Raw genomic sequence first — 17655 nt, forward strand, 5'->3', positions numbered from 1 at the left:
GTCAGTGATCGCCCAGCGATCGGATGCGCCTCGAGATCCCGTCGAGCACGGTCTTGATCTGCTCGGCACGCTCGTCGGCGCTGGCCATGACGTCGTCTTCGGCCGGCCGCACCCTCACGTCGTTGGCCTGGGCGGTGGCCTCGAAGCATTCGCGGACCACCGGATCGGCCAGGATCACCGCTGCGAGCATTCCCGGTGTGAGCTCGCGAGTGCCCAACAGGCCGTCATAGCGCACCTCCGCCGGGATCCGAATCTCCAATGCGCCGCCTTCGAGCTGCTGCTTGGCCGCTACCAGCAGAAGCGTCAGCGCCGCACGCGAAACCGCGCCGAGCACCTTGCGACGAAACGGGAACCACGGCAGCGGCAGCTTGTCGATCTGCTTGTCCACTCCGCCGGTGAACAGGTACTCGATCAGACTGCGGGTGCGAACCTCTTCGACCTTCGCCCAGTCGACGGTGTCCCCGTCGAACTCGACCGAATCCTCGCTGATGGCCACGCCGCCGAAGTGGTTGAGCTTGCGGATGAGCCACCGCAGTTTGTCCGGTGTCAGCGAGTGCCCGGCGATCACGTCGCCGATGCCCAGCGCCCACCGGCCGGTGACCGGCCCGGGATCAGGACGATGCCGGTCGATCAGCTCACGGAGCCACGAAGCGTCCTCTGATGTCTGCGTCACGCCGTCAATCCAACCGACGTCGCGACGCCTGGCAGCTCGTCGGCCAGCAGCGCCAGCATGGGCGAGCACCCGTTGTCGACCTTGACCGTCGCCAGCGCATCGCCGCGGGTGGGTCCGCGGTTGATGATCGCGATCGGCATACCGGCCGCCGCGGCGTGGCGCACGAACCGGTAGCCCGAGTACACCGTCAGCGACGACCCGGCGACCAGTAGCGCATCTGCCGCATCGACCAGCGAATACGCCTGGGCCACCCGCTCTTTCGGGACACTCTCGCCGAAGTAGACGATGTCGGGTTTGAGCATCCCGCCGCAACTGGGGCAGTCGACGACCCGAAACGATGTGGTCTCGCCGACGACGGCGTCGGCGTCCGGGGCGACCGCGATGCCGCCCACGGACTCCGCGACCCGCTGCGCGAACCCCGGGTTGGCCTCCTCCAACAGGTCGGCCAGGGCGGCGCGGGTCATAGTGTGCGCGCACTCGAGGCAGATCACCTGCGCGTACGTGCCGTGCAGATTGACGACGTTGTCGCTGCCCGCCTTGGTGTGCAACAGGTCGACGTTCTGGGTGATCAGCGCCGACACCGCACCCGCCGCCTCGAGCGCGGCCAGCGCCCGATGGCCGGCGTTGGGCAGCGTGGCATCCATATGGCGCCAGCCGAGGTGGTTGCGCGCCCAGTAGCGCTGTCGAAAAACGGGGTCGGAGGTGAACTGGCGGATCGTCATCGGGTTGCTCGGCGGAGAATCCGGACCACGGTAGTCGGGAATCCCGGAGTCGGTGGACATGCCCGCCCCGGTGAGCACGGCGATCCGCCGGTCACGCAGCAGGGCGACGAGTTCGGGTGCCTCCACCTAGTCGAGGGTAGGCGCTAGTTGGCCAGCGCCTGCGGCGAGAGCTCCTTGAGCATCGCGTTTGCCCACCGCATCTGTCGCAGGGCTTGTGGATGGCACCGCTGGGTCAGCTCGAGTAGCCGCTCGTCCTTGGCCGCCTGGGCGCCCTGGGCCAGCAGTTCCCAGTCCAGCGAGACGCCGGCCGACAGCCGGTGCAGCCGCCTCAGATCCGCCAGCAACAGCAGGGCGGGCTCGGGCCGTCGGCCCAGCCGGTCGCTGACCCACTGCTGGGCCACCTCGGTGACGGCCTTGGTCCGCGGATGCGCGCGCAACCGCACGCCGTAGCGACGCCCGATCTGCGCGATCAGGTCGACGTGCTCGCGTGACCAGACGGTGAGGTCCATCGCGACGTGATAGATGCCGTGGTCGTTGTGGTGGCGCGCGGCGATCGCGTCGAGCGTGCGGGCCAGCCGCAGTTCGGAGCGGTGCAATTCGCGCAACGCCAGGCCGAGTTTCATCGGGACTCCGTTCCGGCCGCAACGACGGCCAGCCGGGCCGCCGCGGTCTTGAAGATCGGTTGCTTGGACACGGGGTCCCAGTCGGTTCGGGTGAGCTCGTTGGCGGCCCGGTCGTGCTCACCGTCGCCGGCGTCCCAGTAGCCGTAGTGGAACGGCAGGAACAGCACGCCCGCGCGGATGCCGGTGATGCGTGCCTTGGCGCGGACGCGCCCGCGCGGTGTCTCGATCTCGGCAAGGTCGCCGTCGCGGACACCGAGGCGCCGCGCATCGGCCTCGGCCATTTCGACCCACACCTCCGGGGCCGCCGCAGTGAGCTCGGGGACCCGCCCGGTCTTGGTCCTGGTGTGAAAGTGATACACCGTCCGGCCGGTGATCAGCGCGAACGGGTAGTCGTCGCTCGGAACCTCATGCGCCGGAAGGTATTCGGCCGCCTTGATGATCGCCTTGCCGTCCGGATTCATCGCCCGGTATTCGGTCGGCTCCAGCGGTGCGCCGGTGATCAGGTCCTTGCCGTACGCCTCGCAGTAGTCGGGCGCCGCCCAGAATCTCCCGTCGGCGTAGAGGCGTTCGGTGCCGTCGGGATGCTCGGCGTTACACGGCCATTGGATTCCGCTGCCGCCGCGCAGCTTGTCGTAGCTCAGGCCGGTGTAGTCGCACGGCCGCCCGGCGCTGCAACGCTGCCACGCGGTGAACGCAGACTCCGGTCCCGTCCAGGACGGCAGCGGATTGCCGTCGCGGTCACGGAAATCCATGCGGCGCGCGTAGTCCAGGAAGATGTCGAGGTCGGGGCGGGCCTGACCGGGCGGGTCGACGGCCTTCTCCGACAGGTGCACGGTGCGATCGGTGTTGGTGAACGTCCCGGTCTTCTCGCCCCACGCGGCGGCGGGCAGCACCACGTCGGCGAGTTCGGTTGTCTCCGTGGGAAAGATATCCTGTACGACGACGAACAGTCGCTGCTGGCTCAGAATGCTGCGGATGCGGCGCAATTCGGGCAGTGACACCGCCGGATTCGTCGCGCTGATCCACAGCAGGCGCAGCGTGCCCTGTTCGGCGTAGCGGAACATCTGCATCGCATGCGTCGGGGGCGCATAGTGCGGGATCTGCGTCATGTCGAGGTTCCACAGTTGGGCCAATTCCTCGATGTGGCTGTCGTTGGACCAGTTCCGGAAGCCGGCCAGGTCGCCGTCGGCGCCGCACTCGCGGGTGTTCTCGGCGGTGGGCTGCCCGTTCATCTGCAGCACCCCACATCCCGGCCGGCCGAGCATGCCGCGCAGGATGTGCACGTTGTTGACCTGAACCGCGGCGGCCGAGGCCTGGTGGGACTGGTAAAAGCCTTGCAGCACCGTCGAAAGCAGTCGTTGCGCGGTGCCCAGCAAGCGTGCCGCGGCGCGGATGTCGGCGGCGGAGACGCCGCAGATCTCGGCGGCGCGCTCGGGCGGGAATTCCGCGACGCGCTTGCGCAGCTCGTCGAAACCGACGGCGTGCGCGCCGATGTAGTCGCGATCGATCCAGTCATTGGCGACGATCTCGTGCAGCAGGCCGTTCATCAGAGCGACGTTGGTGCCGGGCAGCGGTGCCAGATGCACCGTCGCGTGCTCGGCCACCGGGGTCTTCCGCGGATCGACGCACACGATGGCCGGCGGGTTGGGCCCGGCCAGCCGGTCGAGCACCCGCATCCACAACACGGTCTGGGTTTCGGCGACATTGTGGCCGTAGAGCGCGATGACGTCGGCGTGATCGACGTCGGCGTAGGAACCGGGTTGGCCGTCGCAGCCGAAGGACTCCTTGAGCGCCTCGGCGGCCGTCGCGGTGCACAACCGGGTGTTGCCGTCGACGTGGTTGGTGCCGATCGCGCCGTGGGCGATCACCCCGAGCGTGTAGTACTCCTCGAGGAACAGCTGCCCCGAGGTGTAGAACCCGAACGCCGAAGGGCCGTACCGGCGGAGCAGGCGCTTGCTGTGCCGCACCACCTGATCCATGGCGGTGTCCCAATCACATTCGGTCAGTTGCCCGTTGACGCGGACCATCGGCGTGGTGAGGCGATCGGGCGAGGCGTTGGCCTGCCACCCGTAGAAGTCTTTTGGGTCCAGTCGACCGTGGTTCACACGGTCACCCTCGCGGCCCCGCACGCCGACGATCCGGCCGTCCTTGACCGCGATGTCCAAGCCGTCGCCGTTGGAGTGCAGGATGGCTGCCGATTGCACCCAGCGGTCAACCGATTCCGGCGTCACGCCCTCGGCGAGATGCATGTCCGGTCGCGCGGGCCAGTGTCCGTCGCGTGGATACGGAGTCCGCGCGCCCCAGGGTTCGGCGATCCGATTGGCGGGCACCCGGACGGCCTACCCGGTCGAGGCCGGGTGAAACCTCACTGCAAGCACTGCGCCGCGGGCGTGATCTCGGCGCTCATATTGCTTTTCATCATGGTCAGTGCGGCGTCGCTGAGTTCGGGGTCGATATGGGCGACGGCGTCGGGCGGGACGACGACGGGGAAGTGGCGAACATAGGCGTCGAGCGCCGTGTAGAGGATGCACTGCTCGGTGACCTGTCCGGTCAGGATGACCCGCTGAGGCTTCAACTGCCCCAGCAGGTACGCGAGTGCCGTGGCGTAGAAGGCGCTGTGGCGCACCTTCGTCATCAGCCGGCAGCCCTTCTGGGGAACGATCGGCTCGACCAGGTCCGGCCGCTCACCCTTCAGGGCCGATTGCACGATGTCGCTGAATTCCGCGGTGAAATCGCCGTAGTTGTCGTTGACGTAGATGAGGTCCACGTCGTCGCGTTCCCGGGCCTCGGCGACGAGCTTGGAGAGCGGATCGATGATCTCGGCGACGTTCGGCGCCAGCTTCTCGGCGTCAGGATGTTGGTAGGTGTTCATCATGTCGATGACCAGCACGGCGGTGTCACTCATGGGGACTTGCATACCCTGTTCGGTTTTCGGGCAACAATGAGGCATGGATTTCTACTCGGCGTATCGGCACGGGTTCGTCCGCGTCGCAGCCTGCACGCACCACACGGCGCTCGCGGATCCGCAGGCCAACGCCGAGTCGGTGCTGCGGCTGGCGCGCGCCTGCCATGACGACAGCGTCGCGCTCGCGGTCTTTCCCGAGCTGACGCTGTCGGGATATTCCCTCGAGGACATCGTGATGCAGGACGCGCTGCTGGATGCGGTCGAGGACGCGGTGCTCGACATCGTCGTCGCCTCCGCCGACCTGATGCCGGTCCTGGTGATCGGCGCACCGCTGCGCTATCGCCACCGCATCTACAACACCGCCGTCGTGATCCACCGCGGCCAGGTGCTCGGTGTGGTGCCCAAGTCCTACCTGCCGACCTATCGCGAGTTCTACGAGCGCAGGCAGATGGCCCCCGGCGACGATGTGCGTGGCGCGATCCGGATGGGACGCGGGGGGGAGTGGGCCGACGTCCCGTTCGGGCCCGATCTGTTGTTCACCGCGGCCGACCTGCCCGGTTTCGTGTTGCACGTCGAGATCTGTGAGGACATGTTCGTGCCGATCCCGCCGAGCGCGCCGGCGGCACTGGCGGGCGCGACGGTGTTGGCGAACCTGTCCGGAAGCCCGATAACGATCGGACGCTCGGAAGACCGCTGCCTGCTGGCCCGCTCGGCGTCGGCGCGCTGCCTGGCTGCCTATGTGTACGCCGCGGCGGGGGAGGGTGAGTCGACGACCGACCTGGCCTGGGACGGTCAGACGATGATCTGGGAGAACGGCGAATGCCTGGCGCAATCCGAGCGCTTCCCCAAGGGCGAACGACGATCCGTCGCCGACGTCGATCTGGAATTGCTGCGGTCCGAACGCATCCGGATGGGCACCTTCGACGACAACCGCAGGCACCACGCGGCATCGACCGACGCCTATCGGCGGGTGGAGTTCCAGCTCGATCCGCCGACCGGCGATGTCGGGCTGCTGCGCCACATCGAGCGCTTCCCGTTCGTCCCGTCGGATCCCGAACGGCTGGAACAGGATTGCTACGAGGCCTACAGCATTCAGGTGGCCGGGCTCGAACAGCGCCTGCGCGCCCTGGACTTCCCCAAGATCGTGCTCGGGCTGTCCGGAGGACTGGACTCGACGCACGCCTTGATCGTCGCCGCGCGCGCGATGGATCGCGAACAGCGCCCGCGCAGCGACATTCTCGCGTTCACCATGCCCGGATTCGCGACCGGGGAGAGGACCAAGGGCAACGCCGAGCGGCTGGCCGAGGCGCTGGGTGTGACGTTCACCGAACTCGACATCAGTTCCACAGCGGAGTTGATGCTCACAAACATCGACCACCCGTTCGGTCGCGGGGAGAAGGTCTACGACGTCACGTTCGAGAACGTGCAGGCCGGGCTGCGCACCGATTACCTGTTCCGGCTGGCCAACCAGCGCGGTGGAATCGTGCTGGGCACCGGCGACCTGTCGGAGCTCGCGCTGGGCTGGTCGACCTACGGTGTGGGCGATCAGATGTCGCACTACAACGTCAACGGCGGTGTTCCGAAGACGTTGATCCAGCACCTGATTCGCTGGGTGATCTCGTCTCAGCAGTTCGACGACAAGGTCAACGAGGTGCTGCAGTCGGTGCTCGACACCGAGATCTCGCCGGAGCTGGTCCCCGCCGGCGAGGACGAGGAGATCCAGAGCAGCGAGTCCAAGGTCGGGCCCTACGTGCTGCAGGACTTCTCGCTTTTCCAAGTGCTGCGCTTCGGGTTCCGGCCCTCCAAAGTCGCGTTCCTGGCCTGGCACGCCTGGAGCGATCCCCAGCGCGGCGAGTGGCCGACCGGATACCCCGAGAACAAGCGTCCGTCGTATTCGCTCAAGGAGATCCGGCACTGGCTGCAGGTCTTCGCGCAGCGGTACTACTCGTTCGCGCAGTTCAAGCGGTCGGCGGTGCCGAACGGACCCAAGGTGTCCCACGGTGGATCGCTCTCGCCGCGAGGGGACTGGCGCGCGCCGTCGGACATGTCCGCCCGCACCTGGCTCGACGAGATCGAGCGCGAGATTCCCGAAGAGTAAGGGGCGCGATCGCGTCAGCGCCGTCCCACGACGGGAACAAACCGCCCGACGGTTGCGAGGTAGTCGCGGTAGGAATCGCCGTGCACGGTCAACAGGTACGGTTCCTCGACGACACGGACCTGGGTCTCGATCGTCGCGACCAGCAGCACGAAGCCGATCACCGCGACGAGATTCGGTGTGATCAGGGCGATCCCGAAGCCGAACACCATCATCGCGGTGAAGATCGGGTTGCGCACCCACCCGAACACGCCGTGGCGCACCAACGTGGTGGTCTCACTGGCGTCGACCCCGATGCGCCACGAGTCGCCCATGTCGACCTGCGCGTACAGCGTTGCGGCGATGCCGGCCACCGCGATCGCGATGCCTGCGACGTTGAGCCACGGGTGGTCGAGCGGCGCCAGCGGTGAGACGACGCCCGCCAGTTGCAGGATCGGGGCGAACACCGCGGCGCCCATCGAAACGATGAACCCCACGCCGGCTAACCATTCGAGCGACAGCGGGCGGCCGCTGATTCCGCGAAAGCCTGTCGATCCGGTGCGGCGCTTCTGTTGCCAACTGCGCCAACCGAATCCGAGCACGGCGAACACCACGAACAGGGCGATGGCGACGATCGGCATTGTCATCAGCAGCAGGCGTCCTCGGCGGCGGCGGGGCAGCAGGCCGGGTCGACCTCGAGCACCAGACCGACCAGGTCGTCGAGCGCATGCGCGATGCGCTCATCGGCGAGTTCGTAGCGGCTGCGGCGGCCCTCCGGCTGCGCGGTCACCAAACCGCAGCCCCGCAGGCATGCCAGGTGGTTGGACAGGATCTGGCGGGAGACGCCGATCTTGTCGGCCAGCTCGGACGGATATCCGGGGCCATCGCGCAGGATCAGCAGGATCTCGGCCCGCGTCGGGTCCGACAGGGCGCAACCGAACCGTGCCAGCGCATCGCTGTGAGTGACCGTCTGCATGACGCAGACGGTACATCACACGCTGTATTCAGCCAATGCTGAACTATCAGCCGTTCACGATCGCACTCAGAGGCGGCCGTCGATGCGCAGATCCGGGTGCACCCAGTTCGGCGAGCGGCGCTCCTTGAAGGCCATGAAGCCCTCGATCGACTCGGGCGCCCCAAGGCTGGCCTGCATGCCGATCCGGTCGTAGAGGCCGATGTAGTTGTCGAGGCTGGACTTGACCACGGTTCGGGCCGCCGGCGCGGTCCGGCAGCACTGCGCGAGCACCTCGCGGGCCGCGTCGGCCAGCTCGTCGTGCGGCACGACCCGCGCAACCATGCCCCAGTCGTGCGCCTCGGCGGCCGTCAGCGTCCGCCCGGTGAACATCAAGTCGCGGGTGCGGACGGGCCCGATCAGCCTCGCCAGCATGTGGCTGTAGTAGGTGTCGGCGATCCCGCGGTACAGCTCGGGCACCCGAAACGTGGCCCGGTCGCTGACCACGGCGATGTCGGCACACAGCGCGATCTGCAGCCCCCCGCCCTGGCACAGCCCGTTGACCGCGGCCACCACCGGCTTCGCCGACTGGCGCAGCGTGTCGAACGGCAACGCGTCCATACCCAGCGCCGACCCGAACGTCATCCAGTTGTCGGCGCCACCCCCACCCATGTCGCCGCCGGGAGCGAAGACGTCGCCGGTGCCGGTGATCAACAGGCCCGCGAGATCCGGGTCGCTCTCGACGTGCTTGACCGCGTACTTGATGCCGAAGTACATCGCGGGCGTCATCGCGTTGCGGGCCTCCGGCCGGTCGAGCCGGCACACCCCGAACGCACCCTCGCGGGTGAACTTCAGGAACGGGGTGCCGAGCCAGTCCCCCTCGGGCGGCCGCGGGGCGTCGGTGGTGCTCGGCTGGGTGGTCGTCATAACTGCCTTTCTGTTGCCTTGTTGGACACAGCGTCGTCGATGGCGTCGGCGTAGGGCGCGCAGTCACCCGCTCCCGGTATGAGAGTCGACAGGGCCGCCGCTGCGCAGGCCCTGCGCAGGGCGAGTTCGTGGCCGTCGAGCCAGTGCGTGGCGAGCACGCCGGCGAACACGTCACCCGCGCCGGTGGTGTCGACTGCGCGCGCCGCAGGGGCGGGGACGCTGAAGCGTTCGCCGTCGCCCAGATAGCTCGCTCCGCGCGCACCTCGGGTGATCACGAGATGGGGGACCGGCCAGTGCCACGCGCCCGCCTCGGTTTCGTTGACCACGACCACATCGGCCAACTCGGACAGTGCGAGCAGATCGTGCGGCGGTGCCCCGGCGGGCGAGGCGTTGACGACGACGACCACACCGGCATCGGACGCCACCTGCGCAGCGGCGATCGCGGTCGCGATCGGGATCTCCAACTGCAACAACACCACGTCGCTGTCGGCGATCAGGGCGCGCACATCGGCGGAGTCCACGGACAGGGCGCCGTTGGCGCCCGGTGCGACCACGATTGTGTTCTCCGCCGACGAGTCCACCGTGATGACGGCCGATCCGCTCGGCCCGGGCACGGTGACGACGCCGTCGAGTGCGACACCGTTGACGCTGAGGTGGTGGCGCAACATCTCCGCCGAACCGTCGGTGCCGAGCGCGGCGACCAGCCGCACCCGCGCACCCGCCCTGGCCGCGGCGACGGCCTGGTTGCCGCCCTTGCCGCCGGGGGCCATCGACAGATCCGACGCCAGCACCGTCTGGCCCGGGCGGGGCAGGGCGCGAACGGTGAACGTCAGATCGGCGTTGACACTGCCGACCACGCATACCCGGCTGCAGTCCCGCGGCGCCATGGCTCCCAACGCTAATGCAGGGCCCCTGCCTGACACGTGTCGAACGTCCGAACCTCGTTCGATACCCTGGATAAATGAGTGTGGAGGCACCCGTCGGCGCTGTGAGCACCGACCTGCGCCAGCAGGTGCACGACGCTGCCCGCCGGGCCCGCACGGCGGCCCGCGCGCTGGCCACCCTGAGTTCGGAAACCAAGAACCGTGCGCTGAACACCGCCGCCGACCATGTGCTGATGTCGGCGAGCCAGATCCTGGAGGCCAACGAGCGCGATCTCGAGGTCGCCCGTGCCGCAGGCACGCCCGAGGCGATGCTCGATCGGCTCGCGCTGAACCCGAAGCGGATCGACGGCATCGCCGACGGGCTGCGTCAGGTGTCGCGGCTGCCCGATCCGCTCGGCGAGGTGTTGCAGGGCCGCACGCTGCCCAACGGTTTGCAGTTGCGCCAGCTGCGCGTGCCGCTCGGCGTCGTCGGCATCGTCTACGAAGGCCGGCCCAACGTGACGGTCGACGCGTTCGGGTTGACGCTGAAGTCCGGTAACGCGGTGCTGCTTCGCGGTAGCTCCTCGGCGGCCAACTCCAACGCCGCACTGGTGAACGCGTTGCGGGCGGCACTGGCCACCGAACTGCTCGAGGTGGACGCCGTGCAGTTGCTGCCCAGCGCCGACCGCGCCAGCGTGACGCACCTGATTCAGGCCCGCGGGCTGGTCGATGTCGTCATCCCCCGCGGCGGCGCCGGCCTCATCGACGCCGTCGTGCGTGACGCGACCGTGCCGACGATCGAGACCGGTGTCGGGAACTGCCATGTCTACATCCATGAATCGGCCGACCTCGACGTCGCCGAACGAATCCTGCTCAACGCCAAGACCCGTCGACCCAGCGTCTGCAACGCGGCCGAATCGGTTCTGGTCGACGCCGCCATCGCCGACCGCGCGTTGCCGCGGCTGACCGAGGCGCTGCGGCGCGCCGGTGTGACGGTGCACGACGACCCGTCCGAGGACGAGTTGCGCGCGGAGTTCCTGTCGATGGACATCGCGATGGCGGTGGTCGACGGCGTCGATGCCGCGATCGCCCACATCAACGAATACGGCACCGGACACACCGAAGCCATCGTCGCCACCGACCTGGGTGCCGCGCAACGCTTCACCGACCGCGTCGATGCCGCCGCGGTGATGGTGAACGCATCGACGGCGTTCACCGACGGCGAGCAGTTCGGGTTCGGCGCCGAAATCGGCATCTCCACCCAGAAGCTGCACGCCCGCGGACCCATGGGTCTGCCCGAACTGACCTCGACCAAATGGATCGTGTGGGGCGACGGTCATACTCGCCCCGCCTGAACAGGAGACTTATTCGTGAGCGTCCCCGCGCGCCCAGCGCCGCTCTTCGCTGACATCGAAGACGTCGGCAGGCGACTCGCCGAAACCGGCTATCTTCCCGACACCGCAACCGCCACAGCGGTTTTCCTGGCCGATCGGTTGGGCAAGCCGCTGTTGGTGGAGGGGCCCGCCGGGGTCGGCAAGACCGAACTGGCCCGCGCCGTCGCGCAATCGACGGGTTCGGGTCTGGTGCGACTGCAGTGCTACGAAGGCGTCGACGAGGCCCGCGCCCTCTACGAGTGGAACCACGCCAAGCAGATACTCCGTATCCAAGCGGGACACGGCGATTGGGACAGCACGCGCGACGACGTGTTCTCCGAGGAGTTCCTGCTCTCGCGCCCGCTGCTGACCGCGATCCGGCGTACCGAGCCGACCGTGCTGCTGATCGACGAGACGGACAAGGCCGACATCGAGATCGAAGGCCTGCTGCTGGAGGTGCTCTCGGACTTCGCGGTGACCGTCCCGGAGTTGGGCACGATTACCGCCGAGCGGCCACCGTTCGTGGTGCTGACCTCCAACGCCACCCGCGAGCTGTCCGAGGCGCTCAAACGTCGTTGCCTGTTCCTGCACATCGACTTTCCCGATCCCGACCTGGAACGGCGCATCCTGCTGTCCCGGGTGCCCGAGTTGCCCGAGCGGCTCGCCGACGAGATTGTCAAGATCATCGGCGTGTTGCGGGGGATGCAGCTCAAGAAGCTGCCCTCGGTGGCCGAGACGATCGACTGGGGCCGCACGATCCTGGCCCTGGGCATGGACACCATCGACGATGCGACGATCGCGGCCACCCTCGGGGTGGTGCTCAAACACCAGTCGGACCAGGTCAAGGCGTCCGGCGAGCTGAGGCTCAACTGACATGGCCGTCCGCCGGACCCGGCCGCCGCAGCCGCTGGCGCCCCACGGCCTGCCCGGTCATCTCGTCGGGTTCGTCGAAGCGCTACGGGCGCAGGGTATTTCGGTAGGTCCGTCGGAAACCGTCGACGCCGGACGGGTGCTGTCGGTGCTGGGACTGGCCGACCGCGACGCGTTGCGCGAGGGCATCGCGTGCGCGGTGCTGCGCCGTCCCGACCATCGCGACACCTACGACGCGATGTTCGACCTGTGGTTCCCCGCCGCGCTGGGCGCCAAGACGATTCTTCTCGACGAGGAGGGTGAAGCCGACGCCGACCAGCCGGGCCTGCCGCCCGAAGATGTCGAGGCGATGCGCGCGGCGCTGCTGGACATGCTGGCCGAGAACGAGGACCTGGCCAACCTCGACGAGCGAATGGCCGCGATGATCGCCCAAATAGTCGAGGCGTACGGCCGCTACAACTCGAGCCGGGGCCCGTCGTACTCGTCGTATCAGGCGCTCAAGGCGATGAACCTCGACGACCTCGAGGGCCGGCTGCTGGCCGGTCTGCTCGCGCCCTACGGCGACGAGCCCACCCCGACCCAGGAGCAGATCGCCAAAGCGCTTGCCGCGCAACGCATCAACCAACTGCGCAAGATGGTCGAGGGCGAGACCAAACGGCGCACCGCCGAACAGCTCGGCCGTGACCACGTGCAGATGTACGGGGTGCCGCAGCTCGCCGAGAACGTCGAGTTCCTGCGCGCCTCCGGGGACCAGCTGCGCCAGATGCGACGGGTGGTCCAACCGCTGGCCCGCACCCTGGCGACCCGGCTGGCCGCGCGGCGACGACGGTCGCGCGCCGGGGAGATCGACCTGCGCAAGACGCTGCGCAAGTCCATGTCCACCGGCGGGGTGCCGATCGACGTGGTGCTCAAGAAACCTCACCCGGCGCGGCCCGAACTGGTCGTGCTGTGCGACGTGTCGGGTTCGGTCGCCGGCTTCAGCCACTTCACGCTGCTGCTGGTGCACGCGCTGCGCCAGCAGTTCTCGCGCGTGCGGGTGTTCGCCTTCATCGACACCACCGACGAGGTCACCGAACTGTTCGGCCCCGACGCCGACCTGGCGGTCGCGGTGCAGCGGATCACCCGCGAGGCGGGGGTGTACACCCGAGACGGGCATTCCGACTACGGCCACGCGTTCGTGTCGTTCATGGACCGCTGGCCCAACGCGCTCTCGCCGCGCAGCGCGCTGCTGATTCTCGGTGACGGCCGCAACAACTACCGCAACCCCGAGATCGAGTTGCTCGCGCACATGGTCAACTCGAGCAGGCACGCGCACTGGCTCAACCCCGAACCGCGACACCTGTGGGGCAGCGGCGACTCGGCCGTGCCGCGCTACTCCGACGTCATCACCATGCACGAATGCCGCTCGGCCAAGCAGCTCGCCTCGGTGATCGACCAGTTGCTGCCGGTCTGACCACCGGCGCGAACGTGGGTTACCCGCACGCCTCGGCGGCCCGAACCGTGACACGAGCCCCCACTCGGCGCGAGAAGTAAGCTGGCTCTCCATGGCTCCGCGACGCAGGCTCGGCGTAATGGGTGGGACGTTCGATCCCATCCACAACGGCCACCTGGTGGCGGCCAGTGAGGTGGCCGACCTGTTCGGGCTCGACGAGGTCGTGTTCGTGCCGACCGGACAGCCCTGGCAGAAGGACCGCGACGTCACCGCCGCCGAGGACCGCTACCTGATGACGGTGATCGCCACCGCGTCCAATCCCCGGTTCAGCGTGAGCCGCGTCGACATCGACCGGAGCGGGCCGACCTACACCAAGGACACACTTCGCGATCTGCACGCGCTCAACCCCGACGCCGATCTGTACTTCATCACCGGGGCCGATGCGCTCGCGTCGATCCTGACGTGGCAGAACTGGGAGGACATGTTCGCGATCGCGAACTTCGTCGGGGTCAGCAGGCCCGGTTACGAACTGGACGGCAAGCACATCGCCGCCGCGGTCAAGGAGTTGCCCGACGATGCGCTGCGGCTGGTCGAGGTGCCCGCGCTGGCCATCTCCTCGACCGACTGCAGAAAGCGCGCCGAGGAGAACCGGCCGATCTGGTATCTGGTGCCGGACGGCGTCGTTCAGTATGTGGCGAAGCGCAAACTCTATGCGAGACAACCACTGACAACCCAAGGAAAGCATCAATGAGCGCCTCCGACGAAGCCGTTCGCATGGCAGGAGTGGCCGCGAAGGCGGCGGCCTCCAAAGTGGCCGACGACGTCGTCGTGATCGACGTGTCGGGTCAACTCGTCATCACCGACTGCTTCGTGATCGCGTCGGCCTCCAATGAGCGTCAGGTCAACGCGATCGTCGACGAGGTCGAGGAGAAGATGCGCCTCGCCGGCTACAAACCTGCCCGCCGCGAAGGCGCCCGCGAGGGCCGCTGGACACTGCTCGACTACGTCGACATCGTGGTGCACATCCAGCATCAGGACGAGCGCAATTTCTATGCGCTGGACCGTTTGTGGAAGGACTGCCCGACCATCCCCATCGATGTCGACGAGCCGTCGGCGCACACAGCCGGCGACGAGGACGGCGGGCAGTGAGAAGGGTCCGACGCCTGGTCATGCTCCGCCACGGGCAGACCGGGTACAACGCGGGCAGCCGGATGCAGGGCCAACTCGACACCGATCTGACCGATCTGGGACGTCACCAGGCCGTCGCCGCCGCCGAGGTGTTGGCCAAACGACGACCGCTGGCGATCGTGTCGTCTGATCTGCGCCGCGCCCTCGACACCGCCGTCACGCTGGGGGAACACGCGGGTATGCCGGTGGTCGTCGACGTCCGCCTGCGGGAGACCCACCTCGGCCAGTGGCAGGGCATGACGCATCTGGAGGTCGACGCGGTCGCGCCGGGAGCGCGGTTGGCGTGGCGCGACGATTCGCGCTGGGCACCGCCGGGCGGGGAGAGCCGCGTCGACGTCGCCGCACGTAGCAGGCCGCTGGTCGACGAGCTCATCGACGAACACGGCCAGTGGGGGCTGGATCAGGCCGGTGACGGATCGGACCGGCCGGTGGTCCTGGTCGCCCACGGCGGGTTGATCGCGGCGCTGACCGCTTCGCTGCTCGACCTGCCGGTGGACCACTGGCCGATCCTCGGCGGGATGGGCAACGCCAGCTGGGTACAGCTGTCGGGCCACAGCGCCGCCGACGCCGCCGCCGCCGAAATACGCTGGCGGCTCGACGTGTGGAACGCCTCAGCGCAGGTTGCCGGCGATGTCCTCTGAGCGAAAGACCCTGCTGGTCTTCTGCGATTCGCTGTCCTACTACGGGCCGACCGGCGGGCTTCCGTCCGACGATCCGCGAATCTGGCCTAACATCGTTGCCGCACAACTAGATTGGGATGTCGAGCTGATCGGCCGGATCGGTTGGACCTGTCGCGACGTATGGTGGGCGGCCATCCAGGATCCTCGGGCGTGGGCGGCGTTGCCGCGGGCGGGCGCGGTCGTCTTCGCCACCGGCGGGATGGACTCGCTACCGTCGCCGCTGCCGACCGCGCTGCGCGAACTCATCCGCTACGTGCGCCCGCCGTGGCTGCGACGCTGGGTGCGCGACGGGTACGGCTGGGTGCAGCCGCGCCTGTCGCCGGTGGCCCGGGCGGCGCTGCCCCCGCACCTTTCCGCCGAGTATCTCGAGATGACCCGTGGCGCAATCGACTTCAACCGGCCCGGAATCCCCGTCGTCGCGTGCCTGCCGTCGGTCCACATCGCCGACACCTACGGCAGGGCGCACCACGGCCGCGACGGCACGGTGAGGGCGCTCACCGAATGGGCTGAGCAACATGAGGTTCCGCTCGTCGACCTCAAGGCGGCAGTCGGCGAATACGTCATGAGCGGCCAGGGCAACCCCGACGGGATCCACTGGAACTTCAAAGCCCATCAGGCCGTCGCGGACTTGATGCTCAAGGCGCTCGCCGAGGCCGGCGTGCCATGTCGGTGATCGTGGTGACCGACTCGTCGTCGCGGTTGGCGCCCGACGAGTTGAAACAGTGGGACATCCGGCAGGTGCCGTTGCACGTGCTGGTCGACGTGATCGATCTGCGAGACGGGATCGACGAGGTGCCCTACGACATCCACGACGTGCCGCGCGCCAGCACCGCCGGGGCGGCGCCCGCCGACCTCGCGGACACGTACCGGCAAGCACTGCGCGACAGCGGAGGCGACGGCGTGGTCGCCGTGCACCTGTCGTCCGCGCTGTCGAGCAGTTACAGCTCGGCGGTTCAGGCGGCCCGGGAGTTCGGGTCCTCGGTGCGGGTGGTGAACTCGCGTTCGGCGGCGATGGGCGTCGGGTTCACCGCCGTCGCTGCGGCCAAGGCCGCGGCGGCCGGCTCGGACTTGGATTCGGTTGAGGCCGTTGCCCGCTCGGCTGCACAACGCACCCATGCGTTCATCGTGGTGCACCGGCTGGACAACCTGCGCCGGAGCGGGCGGATCGGCACCGCGGCGTCGTGGTTGGGGACCGCGCTGTCACTCAAACCGCTGCTGCGCCTCGATCTCGACGGGCGGCTCGTGCTCGACCAGCGGATCCGGACGATCAGCAAGGCGCACGCCGCGATGGTGGACCGCATCGCCGACCTCGTCGGTGAGAGTCAGGCGTCGATCGCCGTCCACCATGTCGACAACCACGACGGCGCCGATGAGGTCGGCGCCGCGCTGACCGATCGGCTTCCGCAGCTCGAGTCGCTCACCGTCACCGACATGGGGCCGGTGCTGGCGATCCATGTCGGCGCGGGTGCGATCGGCGTCGTCGTCCAACTTGCCGAATAGCCCCGTTCCGCTGTGCTTACCGGACCCTTGCGGCCCAGATTGGTAAGTAGTAACTTACCGTTCGTGCTTGCTTACCAAGAGGGCGATGCGTGGGTGGCGATGGCCGACCGCACCCGGCGATCGATCGTGGAACGGCTCGCGCACCGGCCGATGCCGGTCGGGGAGCTGGCCCGCGAGCTGCCGGTCAGCCGGCCGGCGGTGTCGCAACACCTCAAGGTGCTCAAGCTCGCGGGTTTGGTGTGCGATCGCGCCGACGGCACTCGGCGTGTCTACCAGCTGAACCCGGCGGGCTTGGCCGCGATGCGGGCCGAACTCGACCGCTTCTGGATGCAGGCACTGGCCGGTTTCAAAGAGATAGTCGAAAGCGAAGGAGACCCCCAATGACCTCAGCCCAGTCCGCGGTCATCCGTCACGACATCACGGTCAACGCACCGTTGGAGCGGGCGTTTCGGGTGTTCACCGAGAGATTCGGCGACTTCAAGCCCCGCGAGCACAATCTGCTGGGCGTGCCGATCGCGGAGACGGTCTTGGAACCCCACGTCGGCGGTCGCATATACGACCGTGGCACCGACGGCAGTGTGTGCGCGTGGGCGCGGGTGCTCGACGTCGAGCCGCCGCATCGTCTCGTCTTCTCGTGGGACATCGGCGCGACGTGGCAGATCGAATCCGATCCGGCCCGGTGCAGCGAAGTGGAAGTGGTGTTCACCGCCGAGGCGGAGCACCGCACGCGCGTCACCCTCGAGCACCGCCATATCGAACGGCACGGCGACGGGTGGGATTCGGTCGCCTCGGGTGTCGGCGGGGATGCGGGTTGGCCGCTTTACCTGCGCCGGTTCGGTGAGCTGCTGCAGCGGGAGGCGCAGTGACCGCGCC

At 68.2% G+C, this 17655-nt stretch carries 20 protein-coding genes; 11 read left to right on the forward strand and 9 right to left on the reverse strand.

From position 1 onward, the window contains the following. Window position 1 precedes the first annotated feature (1 nt). Genes AU197_RS22805 through AU197_RS22825 form a run of 5 tightly spaced genes read right to left on the reverse strand, consistent with a single transcriptional unit; the run spans window position 2 to window position 4923 of the window. Window positions 2–673: a hypothetical protein gene (locus AU197_RS22805; protein WP_156434530.1), complete on the reverse strand. Its 672-nt coding sequence runs from the start codon at window positions 671–673 to the stop codon at window positions 2–4. Continuing rightward, window positions 670–1521, reverse strand: coding sequence for an NAD-dependent protein deacetylase (locus AU197_RS22810; RefSeq protein ID WP_064405728.1), 852 nt, complete (start codon window positions 1519–1521; stop codon window positions 670–672). Before AU197_RS22810 ends, AU197_RS22805 begins: the two co-directional genes overlap by 4 nt. 17 nt (window positions 1522–1538) lie before the next feature. Then, the gene (locus AU197_RS22815; RefSeq protein ID WP_064405729.1) at window positions 1539–2018 is read right to left on the reverse strand and encodes a hypothetical protein; all 480 of its coding nucleotides are present in this window, start codon (window positions 2016–2018) and stop codon (window positions 1539–1541) included. Further along, window positions 2015–4348, reverse strand: a complete 2334-nt coding sequence (locus tag AU197_RS22820) for a molybdopterin oxidoreductase family protein (protein WP_064405731.1) — start codon at window positions 4346–4348, stop codon at window positions 2015–2017. The genes AU197_RS22815 and AU197_RS22820 overlap by 4 nt, the downstream gene beginning before the upstream one ends. A gap of 35 nt (window positions 4349–4383) precedes the next feature. Continuing rightward, window positions 4384–4923 carry a cysteine hydrolase family protein gene (locus tag AU197_RS22825; protein WP_064405732.1) on the reverse strand — a complete coding sequence of 180 codons (540 nt, stop codon included), beginning with the start codon at window positions 4921–4923 and terminating at the stop codon, window positions 4384–4386. A 43-nt stretch (window positions 4924–4966) separates the two neighbouring features. On the opposite strand from AU197_RS22825, the gene AU197_RS22830 reads away from it, so the two are divergent. Then, complete coding sequence (locus tag AU197_RS22830) at window positions 4967–7021, forward strand: NAD(+) synthase (protein WP_064405734.1); 2055 nt, start codon at window positions 4967–4969, stop codon at window positions 7019–7021. A gap of 14 nt (window positions 7022–7035) precedes the next feature. Here the strand turns inward: AU197_RS22830 and AU197_RS22835 are convergent, their stop codons facing one another. The 4 genes from AU197_RS22835 to AU197_RS22850 form a co-directional block, all read right to left on the reverse strand. Continuing rightward, window positions 7036–7638, reverse strand: coding sequence for a methyltransferase family protein (locus tag AU197_RS22835; protein WP_064405736.1), 603 nt, complete (start codon window positions 7636–7638; stop codon window positions 7036–7038). Window positions 7639–7643: 5 nt separating this feature from the next. Further along, window positions 7644–7973, reverse strand: a complete 330-nt coding sequence (locus AU197_RS22840) for an ArsR/SmtB family transcription factor (protein WP_064405738.1) — start codon at window positions 7971–7973, stop codon at window positions 7644–7646. Between the two features lie 66 nt (window positions 7974–8039). Next, entirely contained in the window at window positions 8040–8876 is an 837-nt protein-coding gene (locus AU197_RS22845) for an enoyl-CoA hydratase/isomerase family protein (RefSeq protein WP_064405741.1), read from the reverse strand. Next, window positions 8873–9763, reverse strand: a complete 891-nt coding sequence (locus AU197_RS22850; protein WP_064405743.1) for a ribokinase — start codon at window positions 9761–9763, stop codon at window positions 8873–8875. Before AU197_RS22850 ends, AU197_RS22845 begins: the two co-directional genes overlap by 4 nt. A gap of 74 nt (window positions 9764–9837) precedes the next feature. Between AU197_RS22850 and AU197_RS22855 the strand changes: the two genes are divergently transcribed. The 10 genes from AU197_RS22855 (at window position 9838) to AU197_RS22900 (ending at window position 17648) form a co-directional block, all read left to right on the forward strand. Further along, window positions 9838–11094, forward strand: coding sequence for a glutamate-5-semialdehyde dehydrogenase (locus AU197_RS22855; protein ID WP_064405745.1), 1257 nt, complete (start codon window positions 9838–9840; stop codon window positions 11092–11094). 15 nt (window positions 11095–11109) lie between these two features. Further along, a complete protein-coding gene (locus tag AU197_RS22860) occupies window positions 11110–11985 on the forward strand; it encodes an AAA family ATPase (protein WP_064405746.1) in 876 nt (291 codons plus the stop codon). Between the two features lies 1 nt (window position 11986). Beyond that, window positions 11987–13435: a vWA domain-containing protein gene (locus AU197_RS22865; protein WP_064405749.1), complete on the forward strand. Its 1449-nt coding sequence runs from the start codon at window positions 11987–11989 to the stop codon at window positions 13433–13435. A gap of 91 nt (window positions 13436–13526) precedes the next feature. Beyond that, the gene (gene nadD, locus AU197_RS22870; RefSeq protein WP_082696813.1) at window positions 13527–14165 is read left to right on the forward strand and encodes a nicotinate-nucleotide adenylyltransferase; all 639 of its coding nucleotides are present in this window, start codon (window positions 13527–13529) and stop codon (window positions 14163–14165) included. Further along, entirely contained in the window at window positions 14162–14563 is a 402-nt protein-coding gene (rsfS, locus tag AU197_RS22875; RefSeq protein WP_064405753.1) for a ribosome silencing factor, read from the forward strand. The genes nadD and rsfS overlap by 4 nt, the downstream gene beginning before the upstream one ends. 20 nt (window positions 14564–14583) lie before the next feature. Beyond that, the gene (gene gpgP, locus AU197_RS22880) at window positions 14584–15243 is read left to right on the forward strand and encodes a glucosyl-3-phosphoglycerate phosphatase (RefSeq protein WP_064405754.1); all 660 of its coding nucleotides are present in this window, start codon (window positions 14584–14586) and stop codon (window positions 15241–15243) included. Beyond that, window positions 15233–15955, forward strand: coding sequence for a diglucosylglycerate octanoyltransferase (gene octT, locus AU197_RS22885; RefSeq protein WP_064405756.1), 723 nt, complete (start codon window positions 15233–15235; stop codon window positions 15953–15955). Before gpgP ends, octT begins: the two co-directional genes overlap by 11 nt. Next, on the forward strand, window positions 15946–16782 hold the full coding sequence (locus AU197_RS22890; RefSeq protein WP_064405758.1) for a DegV family protein: 837 nt from the start codon (window positions 15946–15948) through the stop codon (window positions 16780–16782). Before octT ends, AU197_RS22890 begins: the two co-directional genes overlap by 10 nt. A gap of 99 nt (window positions 16783–16881) precedes the next feature. Beyond that, complete coding sequence (locus AU197_RS22895) at window positions 16882–17166, forward strand: ArsR/SmtB family transcription factor (protein WP_064405975.1); 285 nt, start codon at window positions 16882–16884, stop codon at window positions 17164–17166. Then, window positions 17163–17648, forward strand: coding sequence for an SRPBCC family protein (locus tag AU197_RS22900; protein WP_064405759.1), 486 nt, complete (start codon window positions 17163–17165; stop codon window positions 17646–17648). Before AU197_RS22895 ends, AU197_RS22900 begins: the two co-directional genes overlap by 4 nt. The last annotated feature ends 7 nt before the right edge of the window (window positions 17649–17655 follow it).

Source organism: Mycobacterium sp. IS-1590 (genome assembly GCF_001500025.1).
Lineage (GTDB): Bacteria > Actinomycetota > Actinomycetes > Mycobacteriales > Mycobacteriaceae > Mycobacterium.

Excerpts from the sequence above, each read along its gene's own strand:
- AU197_RS22815 (WP_064405729.1), bottom strand. The coding sequence starts at position 2,018 with ATGAAACTCGGCCTGGCGTTGCGCGAATTGCACCGCTCCGAACTGCGG.
- AU197_RS22825 (WP_064405732.1), bottom strand. The coding sequence starts at position 4,923 with ATGAGTGACACCGCCGTGCTGGTCATCGACATGATGAACACCTACCAA.
- AU197_RS22830 (WP_064405734.1), top strand. The coding sequence starts at position 4,967 with ATGGATTTCTACTCGGCGTATCGGCACGGGTTCGTCCGCGTCGCAGCC.
- AU197_RS22835 (WP_064405736.1), bottom strand. The coding sequence starts at position 7,638 with ATGCCGATCGTCGCCATCGCCCTGTTCGTGGTGTTCGCCGTGCTCGGA.
- AU197_RS22840 (WP_064405738.1), bottom strand. The coding sequence starts at position 7,973 with ATGCAGACGGTCACTCACAGCGATGCGCTGGCACGGTTCGGTTGCGCC.
- AU197_RS22845 (WP_064405741.1), bottom strand. The coding sequence starts at position 8,876 with ATGACGACCACCCAGCCGAGCACCACCGACGCCCCGCGGCCGCCCGAG.
- AU197_RS22850 (WP_064405743.1), bottom strand. The coding sequence starts at position 9,763 with ATGGCGCCGCGGGACTGCAGCCGGGTATGCGTGGTCGGCAGTGTCAAC.
- AU197_RS22855 (WP_064405745.1), top strand. The coding sequence starts at position 9,838 with ATGAGTGTGGAGGCACCCGTCGGCGCTGTGAGCACCGACCTGCGCCAG.
- AU197_RS22865 (WP_064405749.1), top strand. The coding sequence starts at position 11,987 with ATGGCCGTCCGCCGGACCCGGCCGCCGCAGCCGCTGGCGCCCCACGGC.
- nadD (WP_082696813.1), top strand. The coding sequence starts at position 13,527 with ATGGCTCCGCGACGCAGGCTCGGCGTAATGGGTGGGACGTTCGATCCC.
- rsfS (WP_064405753.1), top strand. The coding sequence starts at position 14,162 with ATGAGCGCCTCCGACGAAGCCGTTCGCATGGCAGGAGTGGCCGCGAAG.
- gpgP (WP_064405754.1), top strand. The coding sequence starts at position 14,584 with ATGCTCCGCCACGGGCAGACCGGGTACAACGCGGGCAGCCGGATGCAG.
- octT (WP_064405756.1), top strand. The coding sequence starts at position 15,233 with ATGTCCTCTGAGCGAAAGACCCTGCTGGTCTTCTGCGATTCGCTGTCC.
- AU197_RS22890 (WP_064405758.1), top strand. The coding sequence starts at position 15,946 with ATGTCGGTGATCGTGGTGACCGACTCGTCGTCGCGGTTGGCGCCCGAC.
- AU197_RS22895 (WP_064405975.1), top strand. The coding sequence starts at position 16,882 with ATGGCCGACCGCACCCGGCGATCGATCGTGGAACGGCTCGCGCACCGG.
- AU197_RS22900 (WP_064405759.1), top strand. The coding sequence starts at position 17,163 with ATGACCTCAGCCCAGTCCGCGGTCATCCGTCACGACATCACGGTCAAC.